This is a genomic window from Aeromonas sp. TECH754 (assembly GCF_056279295.1).
Genome location: NZ_JBWBRA010000001.1, coordinates 3009152 through 3021567 on the forward strand (window position 1 = coordinate 3009152; position 12416 = coordinate 3021567).

Below are 12416 nucleotides of genomic sequence, written 5' to 3' on the forward strand. Positions count from 1 at the left end.
TCCGGTCGCTGGCACATGGGGGTGGCAGCCGCCGTAGGCGGCGTTCAGGCTGGTTGCCAATCGAGCATGACTCGCAGCAAGTCCTTCCAGCTGAGGATGCCGACTAGGGCGCCGTTTTCCAGCACCGGCAGGCAGGAGACATGCTGCGCCAGCATGATGCTGGCCGCCTCTTGCAGCGGACGGTCCGGGGCTATGGTGACGGGCTGGCGGCTCATGATCTGGTGGGCACGCCGGTTGAGGGTCTCGGTATCGCGGTTCATCTCGGCATCGGTGTCGAGATAGGGGCTGAGAGCGCGCAGCAGATCCCGATCCGAGATGACTCCCACCAGCACCTCCTCTTCCAGCACCAGCAGGTGGCGAAAGTGGGCCTGCTCGAAGATCTCCTTGATGACGCCGAGCCGGTCATCCATGGAAACGGTCGCGACCCGGGTCGTCATGATCTCTTTAATCAACATGGCAGCCTCCTTCCCCTGACAGATGTCTCTGTTATGGCACGTTTTTCTTGCCGCAACCAGCCATCTCCCCCCGCCTCAAGTGCAAATCCGTGTCATTTCACGTAAGATCCGCGCCAGTTTCTCTCCTTCAATCGAGCCAAGCAGATCCATCCATGATAGTTGCCAGTCAAATCGAACTGATCCGCGGCGGCCGCACGCTGCTGGACAACGCCTCCTGCACCATCCATCCCGGCCACAAGGTGGGTCTGGTGGGCAAGAACGGCTGTGGCAAGTCCACCTTCTTTGCGCTGGTGCGGGGCGAGTTGGCCATCGACAACGGCAGCTTCAGTCTACCCGCCGGCTGGCAAATCGCCGGTGTCGCCCAGGAGACCCCGGCGCTGGATTGCTCGGCGCTCGACTACGTGATCGACGGCGACAAGGAGTTCCGCATCCTGGAGGCCCAGCTCGCCAAGGCCGAGCAGGATGACAATGGTCTGCTGGTCGCCGAGCTGCACGGCAGGCTCGACACCATAGGCGCCTACAGCATCCGCGCCCGCGCCGCCGAACTGCTGCACGGTCTGGGCTTTAGTGACGATCAGCTCTCCTCGCCGGTACGCAGTTTCTCCGGTGGCTGGCGCATGCGCCTGAACCTGGCCCAGGCGCTGCTGTGCCGCTCCGACCTGCTGCTGCTGGATGAACCGACCAACCACCTGGATTTGGACGCCGTCATCTGGCTGGAGAAATGGCTCAAGGGCTATCAGGGCACCCTCGTCCTTATCTCCCACGATCGCGATTTCCTCGACTCGGTCATCAACCGCATCATCCATATCGAGAACGGCAAGCTCAACGAATACACCGGCGGCTACTCCGACTTCGAACTGCAGCGGGCCGAACAGCTCGCCCAGCAGCAGTCCATGTACGAGAAGCAGCAGCGGGAGATGTCCCACATGCAGGCCTATGTTGACCGTTTCCGGTACAAAGCCTCCAAGGCCCGCCAGGCCCAGAGCCGCCTCAAGGCCATGGAGCGGATGGAGAAGATACTGCCGGCCCATGCCGACTCCGAGTTCAGCTTCGAGTTTCGCGAGCCGTCGGCCCTGCCGACCCCGCTCATTGCCATGGAGAACCTCAGCGCCGGTTACGGTGACAAGGTGATCCTGGAGAAGATCAAACTCAACCTGGTACCGGGCTCGCGCATCGGCCTGCTGGGGCGCAACGGCGCCGGCAAGTCCACCTTCATCAAGATGCTGTCGGGCTCCAACCCGCCGCTGTCGGGCAAGCTGGAGGTGAGCGCCGGGGTCAGCATCGGCTACTTCGCCCAGCACCAGCTCGAGACCCTGCGCCTCGACGACACCCCGCTCGATCACCTGGCCCGCCTCGCGCCGGACAAGACCGAGCAGGAGCTGCGCAACTACCTCGGCAGCTTTGGCTTCCACGGCGACAAGGCGCTGGACAAGGTCGCCCCCTTCTCCGGCGGCGAGAAGGCGCGGCTGGTGCTGGCCCTCGTCACCTGGCAAAAACCGAACCTGCTGCTGCTGGATGAACCGACCAACCACCTGGACCTGGAGATGCGCCACGCCCTGACCATGGCGCTGCAAGGCTTCGAAGGCGCCATGGTGGTGGTCTCCCACGACCGTCATCTGCTGCGCACCACCACCGACGACTTCTATCTGGTGCACGGTGGCCGGGTCGAGCCGTTCGACGGGGATCTCGACGACTACCACAAGTGGCTCGGTGAGCAGGAGAAAGAGGCGAACGCCAAGCCGAGCGACGGCCCGGCGTCCGCCAATTCGGCGGTAGCGCGCAAGGATCAGAAGCGGCGCGAGGCGGAGTTCCGGCAAGCGACCCGGCCCCTGCGCCAGAAGCTCGAGAAGCTCGAAGCCAGCATGGAGAAGCTGCAGGGCAAGTTGGCGGCGGTGGAAGAACAACTGGCCGACCCTGCCATCTACGAGGAGAGCGCTAAAACCAAGCTCTCCGAACTGCTCAGATCCCAGGGCCCTATAAAGGAAGAACTGGAAGGGGTGGAGCTGGAGTGGATGAGCCTCAGCGAGGAGCTGGAAACCCGGGAGCAGGCCTTCTTTGCGTGACGAACTCTCGATGACCACCGAGCGGGTGGCCAGCCATGAGCTGCCCAGCCCGGTCGATTTCTGGCACTGGAGCAGCAAACGCTATGCCGAGCGTAGCCAGGACTGGCTCGAGGTGCAGACCCTCGGCGGCAACGTCAACCTGGCGCTGCTGCTGCATCGGCTGGATCAGGATGGCATCCTGGTCGAACTCGCCGCCCTGCAACCGGCGCTGGCACAGACCGAAGCCGTGCTGATCCCTTGGCGCACCTTGCGCCAGAACGCCAAGGCGCGGCTCGATGAGGCTGAATATCAGTCCATGCTGGCTCACGAGCTGGAGCTGGAACGATTGCAGCAGGGCGTCCTGCTGCAGGCCCTGCGCAGCCTCAGTCTGGCGCGGGGCAACAGCCACAACTTGTCGAACTATTTATCGTTATTGGGAGCCCTTCAGGGATCCCTCAGAGACCTAATATGCTGAGTTATCGCCACGCCTTTCACGCCGGCAACCACGCCGACGTGCTCAAACATGCCGTTCAGGCCCTGATCATCGAGTCCCTCAAGAAGAAGGAGAAGCCCTTCATCGTGCTGGATACCCATGCCGGCGGCGGTCTCTACGACTTGCGCGGCGACTGGTCCCAGAAGAAGGCAGAGTATGCCGACGGCATAGGCCGGCTGTGGGGTGAGCGGGCCCAGTGGACCACCATGGCGCCCTATCTTGGGGTCATCGAGGAGATGAATCAGAACGGCGAACTGCACTATTATCCCGGCTCCCCCGAGCTGTCGCGCCGCCTGCTGCGCGAGCAGGACAAGCTGGCGCTGATGGAACTGCACAACAACGAGGTGGAAGACCTGCGCGCCAACATGGGCTATGACCCCCGTGTCGCCGTTCACCACCGCGACGGCTTCGAAGGGCTGGTCGCCCTGCTGCCGCCGACTCCGCGCCGCGGTCTGGTGCTGATCGACCCGCCCTACGAGCTGAAGGAAGACTACTTCGCCGTGGTCGATACCCTGAAAAAAGCGCAGAAGCGCTGGGCCACCGGCATCTATGCCCTCTGGTATCCGATCCTCGGCCAGGAGGCGGACAAGTCCCGCGACATGCTGAAAGCGATCAAGCGGGAGAACTTCGGCGACGTGCTGGTCGCCGAGCTGGAAGTGGCCGGCCAGACCGCAGATTGGGGCATGAACGGCTCAGGCATGCTGATCGTCAGCCCCCCCTGGATGCTGGCCGAGCAGATCGAGGCCTTCCTCAAGCCCCTGTGCGCCAAGCTGGCTCAGGGAGCCGGCGCCCAGTACAGGGTCGAGTGGCTCAACAAGGCCGAGGGGTGACCCTCCCCTCTTCCGATTCAAAAAGCCCCGCGAGGGGCTTTTATATACCCCGTGCTGCGGGCTGCTACACGGGGAATCAATCACTTAGTTACCATTATGTCTCTATATCGCAGGGCAAAATGTCTCTTCTCGTGGACACCGTGTGGTCACCCTATGCCTACCCCTCCCCGTAGTGGATTGAAGGTGATGGCGTCCTGCAGATAGTCCGGCGCAAAGTGCGCATAGGTCATTGTCTGCTGGATATTCGCATGACCCAGGATCCGTTGTAGCGTGATGATGTTCCCGCCGTTGGCCATGAAATGGGTCGCGAAGGTGTGCCGCAGCACATGGGACGCCTGCCCCTGTGGCAAGTCTGGCTTCACCTCTCGTAGTACCTGCCGCACCGTCAGGTAATCCACGTTCGGGAATAATCGCCCCGACCGTCCATCGACCACCTGTGCCGATACATCGGCCGAGATTGGCACCACGCGTCTTTTGCCGTTCTTGGTGGCCACAAACATCACTCGCTGATTGATGACATGTTCGGCCCTGAGTGCCACGGCCTCTCCCCACCTCGCACCAGTGCTCAAGCACAACACGGCCAAATTGCGGTTATCGCCTTCTAGTCGGCCGAGCAGCCCCGTGATTTCGCTTTGAGATAAATAACTCATGGCGGTGGGGGCCTCTTTGAGCTTCTTCATTTCCCGCAATGGATGGGGGGCGTGATACATCCCGGCATCAATGAGAAAACTGAACATGCCGCCCAGGGTGATAAGACGCCGATTCACCGTTGAAGCCTTGATACCCTGAGTAAGCAATTGAGATCGAAACACCGCGATAGCCCGGTCATCAATCTGAAAAGCACAGGGATTACCCATCAGTCGTTCAACCAGCTCCAGGGTTTTAAGTGCGGTTGTCCCCCACTTCATGTTCTGTCCGTGATAGAGCCACCAAATCCGGATGAGTTCCGACAATGGTCGGGCATCCTTCGGTTTCTCTATCCACGCTTTGTCATGCTGGTTAGCCAGTACATACCGCTCAAAGGCGGTTGCTTCATGCTTCTTGGCAAACTTCCGCCGGATGCGTTTTCCGTAACGCCCCGTCGGTCTAACGTCCACTTCATAACGACCATCATCGAGCTTCTTAATCGACATAACGAAGCCCTCCGATGTAACTCAATCCCGATAATTCTATGGCGTCGAGAAACGCCTCATGCAGGGTTAACCAGTTTGCTGGCCTGAGGCTGAATAGCCCGTTTCGTCTTGCCCAAAGTGTGCGAGAGCCGGTGCTATCTGACCGGCCTCCGGCGCGATCTTATCTGTCATAAACCAGAGTGTGTATTTGGTGAATTGGGGGATGTTCAAGATCTTCATTGAGACATCAGTTGGAGGGGTAGACCTACCCGTTTCGTAATAGTTGAGAGTCCCAAGGGGAACCCCTGTCGCGTCTGCAAATTGCTTTCTCGTCATGTATTCAGACTTTCTGATCAATACAAGTTTCTCGCTAATGCTCGTTGACACGATGATTAGATCTCCATAGCATATTATCTAGATGTAGATTGCAGACCATCGAGTGATAGTCTGTCGCACATTATGGTGCACTAAGGCCCATTAGGGCCAGCGAGGGAGAATACCAGATGACGATAGAAGCCAAAAAACAAAGTCCGAACGAGACCGACCCACGCATCCCGTTGGTGCTCGAACCCATAATCAACGCCTCCGATGCTGTGCCGGTCGAGGTGTTTGCCAAGATGATTGGCAAAACCCGAAGTGCGGTGCGGGGGATGATTGAAAAGGGCAAGGTGCCGGTGGTGCCGATGCGTAACCCTCTGAGCCCTTCCGCTCCCGCCGAATACTGGATCTATCTGCCGGCATGGAACGAGGGCATGAAGCTGGCCTTTGAGAGTCGCCCCCGCGAGATCCGCGACGGCTGGTTGTCCTGGCTCGGACTGGGGAGCCCGGTATGAGCCAGACATGGACCGAGCAAGCCGCCCTGAACATGGCCGGGGCGATGCTGTTGCGGGAAACCGTGGAGCAGGTGAACGGTCATCAGCAACAGGCGGCCCATGACAAGGGGGCGCAATGCCTGTCGCGCAAGCTGGCGGTGCTGCAATCCCTGAATTGCGCCCAAAGAAAAACCCCGCTTAACGGTGCTGTCACACCAAGCGGGGTTTCCAAATCAGCTTTCGAGGGCTTGATTTGATGAGCATCTTATCTATCCCCTGCGCCTTGCGCAACCTGCGGCTGCAATGCCGCAAGCTGGCCAGCCCTGCCTGTCAGCGCTTCATCCACCTGCCCAACTACCTCGCCGCCATCGAGCAACCCAATGCCCTGGCATGGGGTGCGCTCTGGCAGCGCCTGCCCAAACCCGTCCATTCACTTCGGGGGAACCTATGCGCGTGATGTGCACCGAGTGCGGCCAACTGGGCCGCATCACCAAGACCAACCGGCTGACCGCCGGGGTGGCTCACCTCTATTGCCAATGCACCGACCCTGAGTGTGGCCACACCTGGGTATCCACCCTGGCCTACAGCCACACCCTGACCCCTTCCGCCAAGCAGAGCAGCGCCATGGCGGTGAGCTTGGCGCGGGGCCTGTCACCGTCGGCGCACGGGGCGCTGTTTGACAGCATGAACGAGCATCAGAAACAGCTGGATGTGCTGGCCGCCCAAGAGCGCGGCAAGCCGGTGGTCACCCGGAGGGCTGTATGACGAAAAGCGATAGCCAGGTCAAAACCGGCTGGGTCTGCATTGCCACATCAGGCCCGACTCAAGACGGGCGAGAGGTGACGCCGGAGTGCCTGCGCCAGCTGGCCGAGACCTACGACCCCTATTTCTACAGCGCCAACCTGTGGCCAGAGGGGAACCGCACTCGCCCGTTGGGGCACGTGGAGGCGGTCAAGGTGCAGGAGGAGGGCGGCCAGCTCAAGCTGTTCGCGATTCTTAGCCCCACCCTGGAGTTGATAGACCTCAACCTGAGCGGCACCCATGGCTTTTGCACCATTGAGCCCCATGAGAATTTCGCCCAGTCGGGCAAGTGGTATCTGGGCGGGGTCACGGTCACCGACTCGCCGACTCTGACCGGGTTGACCCGGATGCAGTTTAGCGTGAAGCCGCCCGCGCAGCGTCACCCTGCGCCCACGGGGAAACTGACCCCGGCCAAGCCTGCGTCCGCCGTCCCCACCTTCAAGCAGGCGGACGACATGGCCCGCTCGCTCGAACTGCTCGACCGGCGTATCGACGCCCTCAGCAAAGTGTTGGAGGGACTCGCCCATGAGCGCGGCCCCTCGACTCCCCCTCTCTATCACCTGACCTAAGGAGCCCCGCGCCTCATGGATATCCATCAACTACTGAACAACCTGCGCCTGAGCTTCGCCCCGCTCACCGCGCCGGGGTATGGCAACCTCAACCCCACCGCCAGCAGCGCCTTGTGGGCGGCCATCGTTCAAGCTGCCCCCCTGCTGGCTCAGTGCTCTATCGTGAACGTGGACGACAGCACCGCGCCGCTTGCCGACCCCATCAAGGCGACCTTGCGCACGGGGCGCAAGCAGGGCGGCCGCTTTCTCGTCCCTGCCGACCCGGCCTCGCAGACCCATGTCTATGAGGACTTGGACAGCAGCGCCGTGTGGACGTGGCAGCAGTTGGCCAGCCTGATAGGCGGCATGAATCAGGAAGAGGCCAACCAGACCCTTGAGGCGCTGGCGGTGGCCGCCTTTGCCGACGACATCTTGCGGGTGGGCTTCCGGGGTGAGTTCGCGGAGGTCAACACCGACCCGGCGACCTATCCCCAGGGGGAGGACGTTATCGCGGGCTGGCCTGTGCTGGCCCGTGCCGCCGACCCTACCGGGCTGCGGGTGCTGCGCACTCCTGCGGTGTTCGACCCGAGCGGCGCCGGGGACTATGCCGACCTTGACGCCATGGCGTACCACCTTATCAACCTGTTGCCGACGGACTACCGCAACGACCCGCGCCTGCGGGTGTGGGTCGGTGGCGACCTGCTGCGCGTCCATAAGCAGGCGTACCTCAAGCCCGGTCAGGTGCGCGGCAAGGAGCAGCATTTGAAGATTGCCGACCTGCCGGTGATTTCGCACCAACACATGGCCGGTCACTACTTGGCAGTGACCATCCCCACCAACTTGCAGGTGCTGACCCTGCGCCACTCCCATCGCCTGCATGCTGGCGAGATTGGCAACAGCAACAGCTGGGGTGTCCGCTACAACCGCATCCAGTCCTATGCCCTCGGCGACCCGACCGCCTACGCCGCCTTTGACACCATCACCCTACCCGCCTCGGAGTAACACCATGGAACAGCACACCCTGACAGCCATCACGAACCCGTCTCCCGCCACCAAGGCCAGTCTGCTGGATGAGCGTATCGCCCTGTTCCAACGTGAACACGCCAAGTTGACGGAGCTCGATAACGAGGTGCAGGCCCTGCGCTCGCAGCGCCGCACCCTGCAAACCAGTATCCCCCCGGCCAAGACCCGGCGCGAAGAGCTGCGCCAGGGGCGGATTAACCAGCTGATGGGCGGCAATGTCTGTCTTGAGGCGGCGCGCGAATACCGCGAGCTGGGCGAGTTACTGGAAGATGCCGAGGAGGCCGTGACCCTGTCCGAGAAACAAGAGCGGCGCTTGGCCATGCCACTCTATGACGCGCACATGGCCACAAGCAGCGCCCTGAGCATGGTTGCCGGGTGCTACGAAAGCTACCTCGACCACCGGGTGGCCCCGGCCATCCTCAAGCCACTCAAGAAGCAACTGGGCGAGCTGGCGGCGCTGGCTCACGCCAAGGTCTGCATTCTGGGGCAAGAGGGGGCACTGCGCTGGGCCCAAGCTGAACTGAATCAGGCATTGAAGGAAGCGATGAACGGGCACCGCGTGGCGCTACCGGATGACAAGCCCGCCGCTCGCGAGGTGCTGGCGACCCAGACCCGCCCCCGCGCCTTTGACCTGCTCAGGTTGTGCGATACCCACGGCAAACGCTGCGCCTTGAAGCATGAGATGAACAAGCCCTAAGGGCGCGCGGCGAGGACAGATAACAGGAAGAAGGGAGAAATTAGGAGAGAGCGAGAGAGACGAAACCGCCGTTGGCAAACGCCAGAAATGAAGAAGGGAACCGGCCAGGGTTCCCTCAGTGTCAACCAATCTGCATCGATAGAGAAGACCCATGAACAGTATCAAATTCAATGCCGCCCAGCAAGCGGAGGGATTCGTTTTGCCCGCATTCTGGGCCGAGTCCCTGCGCCACGACCACCAACGCCTTTACCGCCTGCAATCGCGTCTCGCCGTGTTGCGTATCCGGCGGCGAGTCAGGGGGCTCTACGACAAGGGTCAGGTTAGGGCGCTGCTGCGTCAATGCCGACTGGCCCGCGCTACCCTGCACCAAGCCCGTACCAACGCCACCGCCCACACTAGGGCACTGCGGGCAAGCGCCGGGGGCCGGGTATGAAGCCACTCACCAGCGCCTTCAAGGATAAGGGCCAACCCCGCCGCAAGCCCACCGCCGCCACCCTGCGGGCCAACGTCACTCGCATGGCCCAAATCCTGCGCCTGAACCGCCTGCCGTTCTACCCGCTCGACGACGCCCGCAAGCCCCCGCGCCAGCGCGATACCCAGCTCCCCGCAACCGAAGAGACCATCCGCACCTACTTCATCGGCATCCCCGGCGCCTACGACTTGGATTGGGCGCTCGACCTGCTGATGTTCTCGGTCAAGCGCGGCAAAGGCGGGGCGGTACAGCTGCCCGATGAGCTTATCGGCGAGCTGTTTTGCGGCTACTGTGTGCGCCGGGTGCCCGCCATCCTAAAAGGGGTCACCTGCAAGGATGCCAATCTCTGGTTATCCGACAAGGTAAAGGTGTTCCGGCAGGTACAAATCGACCTGCCCGAACCATTGGAGCTCTTGCAGCGTAAAGAGCATCGCGAGCGGTTGGCCATGAACTATGTGGAGCGGGTGCAGCGCCTGCTGGATGCCGCCACCAATGGCTACGCCAACACCGTTCCCGCCACCTACCTCTGGCGGGTCTGCGGCCAACCCCTCAAGCCGTGGGGCTTCCTGCCCATTCTCCCCGCCTTCAAGAACGCCGAGCGGCGCGATACCTTCATTGCCGCTCACCTTATCCGCTGGCTCGACCCGCAATGGTGGGTGCGTAAACTGCGCAAGCTCTGGGAGCAGTACCGGGAACACTGCGCCATCCTGCTTGGCAAGGTGCGCCGGGGCGTCTCGCCCTACGTCTCCAGCTACGCCCTACGGGCTTTCAATGAACGCCTGCAAGCCGCCGAGCTGTGGCTCAAAAGCATGGAGGCCCACAACGAAGAGCACGACGTGACGATCTCGCTGGCCGATGCCGTGGCCAGCTCCATCGCCAACCCGGCCAACCGCCGGGATGAACTGGTGGTGAGGGCGCGGGGCTTCTCGGACGCCGCCGACGAGATGGGTTATAGCGGCCTGTTCTTCACCTGGACAGCCCCGAGCCAGTACCACCCGTGGAAAACCACCCCGCAGGGACATGGCCAACCCGCCCGCACCACCGAAAACCCCAAGTATCTGGGCCACACACCCCGCGACACCAACAACTACCTTGGCACCCTCTGGAAGCGCTGCCGCGCTGCCCTGGCGCGCCGGGGTATCGAGTATTTTGGCTTTCGGGTGGTCGAGCCCCATCACGACGGCACGCCCCACTGGCACCTGCTGCTGTTCGTGCACCCCGCCCAGCAGCATGAACTGATCAGCACCATGCAGCGCTATGCCCTCAGCCACGACCAAGGCGACCTTGAGCGCAAGCGCCACCCGGTGAGCAAACGCCCCTATAGCGACATCACCCCACGTTTTGACTGGAAGGTGATGGACCCGGCCAAAGGCGGCGCCGTGGGCTACATCGTCAAATACATCGCCAAGAACATCGACGGCTACCAGATAGGCGATGAGGGCGATTTGGAGGCCGAGACCACCGCCAGCGAAGGGGCGAGACGGGTCAGGGCCTGGGCCTCACTCTGGGGCCTGCGCCAGTTTCAGCAACTGGGCGGGCCATCGGTGAGCGTGTGGCGGGAGCTGCGCCGCCTGCCGGGGCGCAAGCAAGAGGAGGAGGGGCGCACGGTGGCCCCACTCAAGAGTGAAATCATGGAGGAGTGCCGCCGCTATGCAGACGCGGCGAACTGGAAGGAGTTCACCTATTCCATGGGCGGCCCGGTGTGTCCACGGGAATCGCGTCCGGTCAGGCTGCACCACCTGATAGATCCCGCCAAGAACAAGTACGGGGAGGACGTGATCCGTCTCGTGGGGGTGGCCGCTGGCGACACCATCAAGGCGACCCGCTTGGATTGCTGGGTGCTGCGCCGCAAGGCGGCAGAGAAGGCCACTGGGCTCACCGAGGAGGGATTGAGCGAGCGCAGCGAAGCAGGGGTTGGCGAGCGTAGCGAGGTGCCGTTAAGCAGCGCCAGCTGCGCTCCTTGGAGCTCTGGCAATAACTGTACGCCAATACAAAAAACCTAATAAACATGAGTTCACACACTTGCTGACCTCATGTTTATTTGCCGTGATTTAATCCGAAGCGGGGACCGTCGCTTCGAGCGGTACCGCCGATGAGTCAGCGGGGCTATTCGGGAAGAGACTTAACGCGACTGTCGTAAAATCCTGAACGTCATTGCGTTCATTAAGATAGAAATGGGACTCATCAAGTTTTTTATTAAGATAATGTCGAGCTAAGCGATACAGTGCCTCCGATTCAGAAGTTAAAGTACCTCTTACTCGCTTGAAAATCTTCCTTGCCTCGCTCCGATCAATTACAAAACTATGGCAAGGATATCCTTCCACCAACCTTTTTAGAGCATTAGGTTGTAAGTTATCCGCACGTTCATTAAGCCTATACGCGTACTGCTTTGCAATCTGAAGAGCCCTGTGATGCTCGCCTATTTTTATTGGATCTATTTGGGCAGAGATAGGGCTAATCACTGTCTTAGTGAGATTTGATGCTATCTCTGATGCTAATTTAGTCCCTATCCCACTGCCATACTTTATGTCCGTAAGATAAAGTCTAAAACAGTCTAAGGTTCTGTCCTGAAGTTCAGCAATTGACTTAAATATATCTAATGTGGAGGTTAACTCACCGATTTCATCAGTCTTTCTAAGTTGAATATCAAGAGGCCCCAATTCACCTAGATCCCCGATGATAAGCTCATTTGCGGCAACAGCGATAAGGGTTCCTGCGCTCTTGCAAATATCAGGAATCAAAATAGTCACTTTCTCATAGTGATGATTGAGCGCCCTGCCAATTCGAAACCCTGCGTCAGGATCTCCACCAGGAGTAACCAGCACAAGGATTACATCCTTAGATTTTTTATCAGAAAGGATTTTTCCCTCAATGATTTTTGATAAAGTTATGTAACCTGCTTTATCAATCAATCCATAATAGCTGATCACGTCACAATCAAGGAACTCGCTGGGCTCCTGAGCGGCGATATCTTCAACTTGCTCTACGGCTTTTACACCGTCTGAAATAGGATCTGCTTCTTCGCCATCTGATGAGGTCGAGGAGGTTGTCGTCAGCGCGTCTTTCACAGGTAACTCAGGATTTTTGTTCATCAAGCCCCTCATCATTCATGTTGGAATCAAACCCAATTT

General features: G+C 60.4%; 15 protein-coding genes and 1 pseudogene. 12 read left to right on the forward strand and 4 right to left on the reverse strand.

Annotated elements, in window-relative coordinates; all coding sequences use genetic code 11:
* Positions 1 to 44 precede the first annotated feature (44 nt).
* On the reverse strand, positions 45 to 455 hold the full coding sequence (locus tag ACZ9IL_RS13550; RefSeq protein ID WP_476003970.1) for a CBS domain-containing protein: 411 nt from the start codon (positions 453 to 455) through the stop codon (positions 45 to 47).
* A gap of 152 nt (positions 456 to 607) precedes the next feature.
* On the opposite strand from ACZ9IL_RS13550, the gene ACZ9IL_RS13555 reads away from it, so the two are divergent.
* The 3 genes from ACZ9IL_RS13555 to ACZ9IL_RS13565 are packed head-to-tail and all read left to right on the forward strand — an operon-like array spanning position 608 to position 3820.
* Positions 608 to 2518, forward strand: a complete 1911-nt coding sequence (locus ACZ9IL_RS13555; RefSeq protein ID WP_476003971.1) for an ABC transporter ATP-binding protein — start codon at positions 608 to 610, stop codon at positions 2516 to 2518.
* Entirely contained in the window at positions 2511 to 2972 is a 462-nt protein-coding gene (locus ACZ9IL_RS13560; RefSeq protein WP_476003972.1) for a DUF2390 domain-containing protein, read from the forward strand. Before ACZ9IL_RS13555 ends, ACZ9IL_RS13560 begins: the two co-directional genes overlap by 8 nt.
* On the forward strand, positions 2966 to 3820 hold the full coding sequence (locus ACZ9IL_RS13565) for a 23S rRNA (adenine(2030)-N(6))-methyltransferase RlmJ (protein WP_476003973.1): 855 nt from the start codon (positions 2966 to 2968) through the stop codon (positions 3818 to 3820). Before ACZ9IL_RS13560 ends, ACZ9IL_RS13565 begins: the two co-directional genes overlap by 7 nt.
* A gap of 146 nt (positions 3821 to 3966) precedes the next feature.
* Here the strand turns inward: ACZ9IL_RS13565 and ACZ9IL_RS13570 are convergent, their stop codons facing one another.
* The gene (locus tag ACZ9IL_RS13570; protein WP_476003974.1) at positions 3967 to 4953 is read right to left on the reverse strand and encodes a phage integrase; all 987 of its coding nucleotides are present in this window, start codon (positions 4951 to 4953) and stop codon (positions 3967 to 3969) included.
* A gap of 66 nt (positions 4954 to 5019) precedes the next feature.
* Positions 5020 to 5319, reverse strand: a complete 300-nt coding sequence (locus ACZ9IL_RS13575) for a helix-turn-helix transcriptional regulator (RefSeq protein WP_476003975.1) — start codon at positions 5317 to 5319, stop codon at positions 5020 to 5022.
* 116 nt (positions 5320 to 5435) lie between these two features.
* On the opposite strand from ACZ9IL_RS13575, the gene ACZ9IL_RS13580 reads away from it, so the two are divergent.
* The 9 genes and pseudogenes from ACZ9IL_RS13580 (at position 5436) to ACZ9IL_RS13620 (ending at position 11288) form a co-directional block, all read left to right on the forward strand.
* On the forward strand, positions 5436 to 5765 hold the full coding sequence (locus ACZ9IL_RS13580; protein ID WP_476003976.1) for a Cox family DNA-binding protein: 330 nt from the start codon (positions 5436 to 5438) through the stop codon (positions 5763 to 5765).
* On the forward strand, positions 5762 to 6001 hold the full coding sequence (locus ACZ9IL_RS13585; RefSeq protein ID WP_476003977.1) for a hypothetical protein: 240 nt from the start codon (positions 5762 to 5764) through the stop codon (positions 5999 to 6001). The genes ACZ9IL_RS13580 and ACZ9IL_RS13585 overlap by 4 nt, the downstream gene beginning before the upstream one ends.
* Positions 6001 to 6201, forward strand: a complete 201-nt coding sequence (locus ACZ9IL_RS13590) for a hypothetical protein (protein WP_476003978.1) — start codon at positions 6001 to 6003, stop codon at positions 6199 to 6201. The genes ACZ9IL_RS13585 and ACZ9IL_RS13590 overlap by 1 nt, the downstream gene beginning before the upstream one ends.
* Positions 6192 to 6401: pseudogene (locus ACZ9IL_RS13595) on the forward strand (ogr/Delta-like zinc finger family protein); the annotation flags it as partial. The gene ACZ9IL_RS13590 and the pseudogene ACZ9IL_RS13595, both read left to right, overlap by 10 nt.
* Before the next feature lie 104 nt (positions 6402 to 6505).
* The gene (locus ACZ9IL_RS13600; RefSeq protein ID WP_476003979.1) at positions 6506 to 7114 is read left to right on the forward strand and encodes a GPO family capsid scaffolding protein; all 609 of its coding nucleotides are present in this window, start codon (positions 6506 to 6508) and stop codon (positions 7112 to 7114) included.
* A 15-nt stretch (positions 7115 to 7129) separates the two neighbouring features.
* Complete coding sequence (locus ACZ9IL_RS13605) at positions 7130 to 8095, forward strand: P2 family phage major capsid protein (RefSeq protein ID WP_476003980.1); 966 nt, start codon at positions 7130 to 7132, stop codon at positions 8093 to 8095.
* A 4-nt stretch (positions 8096 to 8099) separates the two neighbouring features.
* On the forward strand, positions 8100 to 8813 hold the full coding sequence (locus ACZ9IL_RS13610; RefSeq protein WP_476003981.1) for a hypothetical protein: 714 nt from the start codon (positions 8100 to 8102) through the stop codon (positions 8811 to 8813).
* A 151-nt stretch (positions 8814 to 8964) separates the two neighbouring features.
* Entirely contained in the window at positions 8965 to 9246 is a 282-nt protein-coding gene (locus tag ACZ9IL_RS13615; RefSeq protein WP_476003982.1) for a hypothetical protein, read from the forward strand.
* Positions 9243 to 11288 carry a replication endonuclease gene (locus tag ACZ9IL_RS13620; protein ID WP_476003983.1) on the forward strand — a complete coding sequence of 682 codons (2046 nt, stop codon included), beginning with the start codon at positions 9243 to 9245 and terminating at the stop codon, positions 11286 to 11288. The genes ACZ9IL_RS13615 and ACZ9IL_RS13620 overlap by 4 nt, the downstream gene beginning before the upstream one ends.
* A 48-nt stretch (positions 11289 to 11336) precedes the next feature.
* On the opposite strand, the gene ACZ9IL_RS13625 is transcribed toward ACZ9IL_RS13620, so the two are convergent.
* Complete coding sequence (locus ACZ9IL_RS13625) at positions 11337 to 12377, reverse strand: SDH family Clp fold serine proteinase (RefSeq protein ID WP_476003984.1); 1041 nt, start codon at positions 12375 to 12377, stop codon at positions 11337 to 11339.
* Positions 12378 to 12416 lie beyond the last annotated feature (39 nt).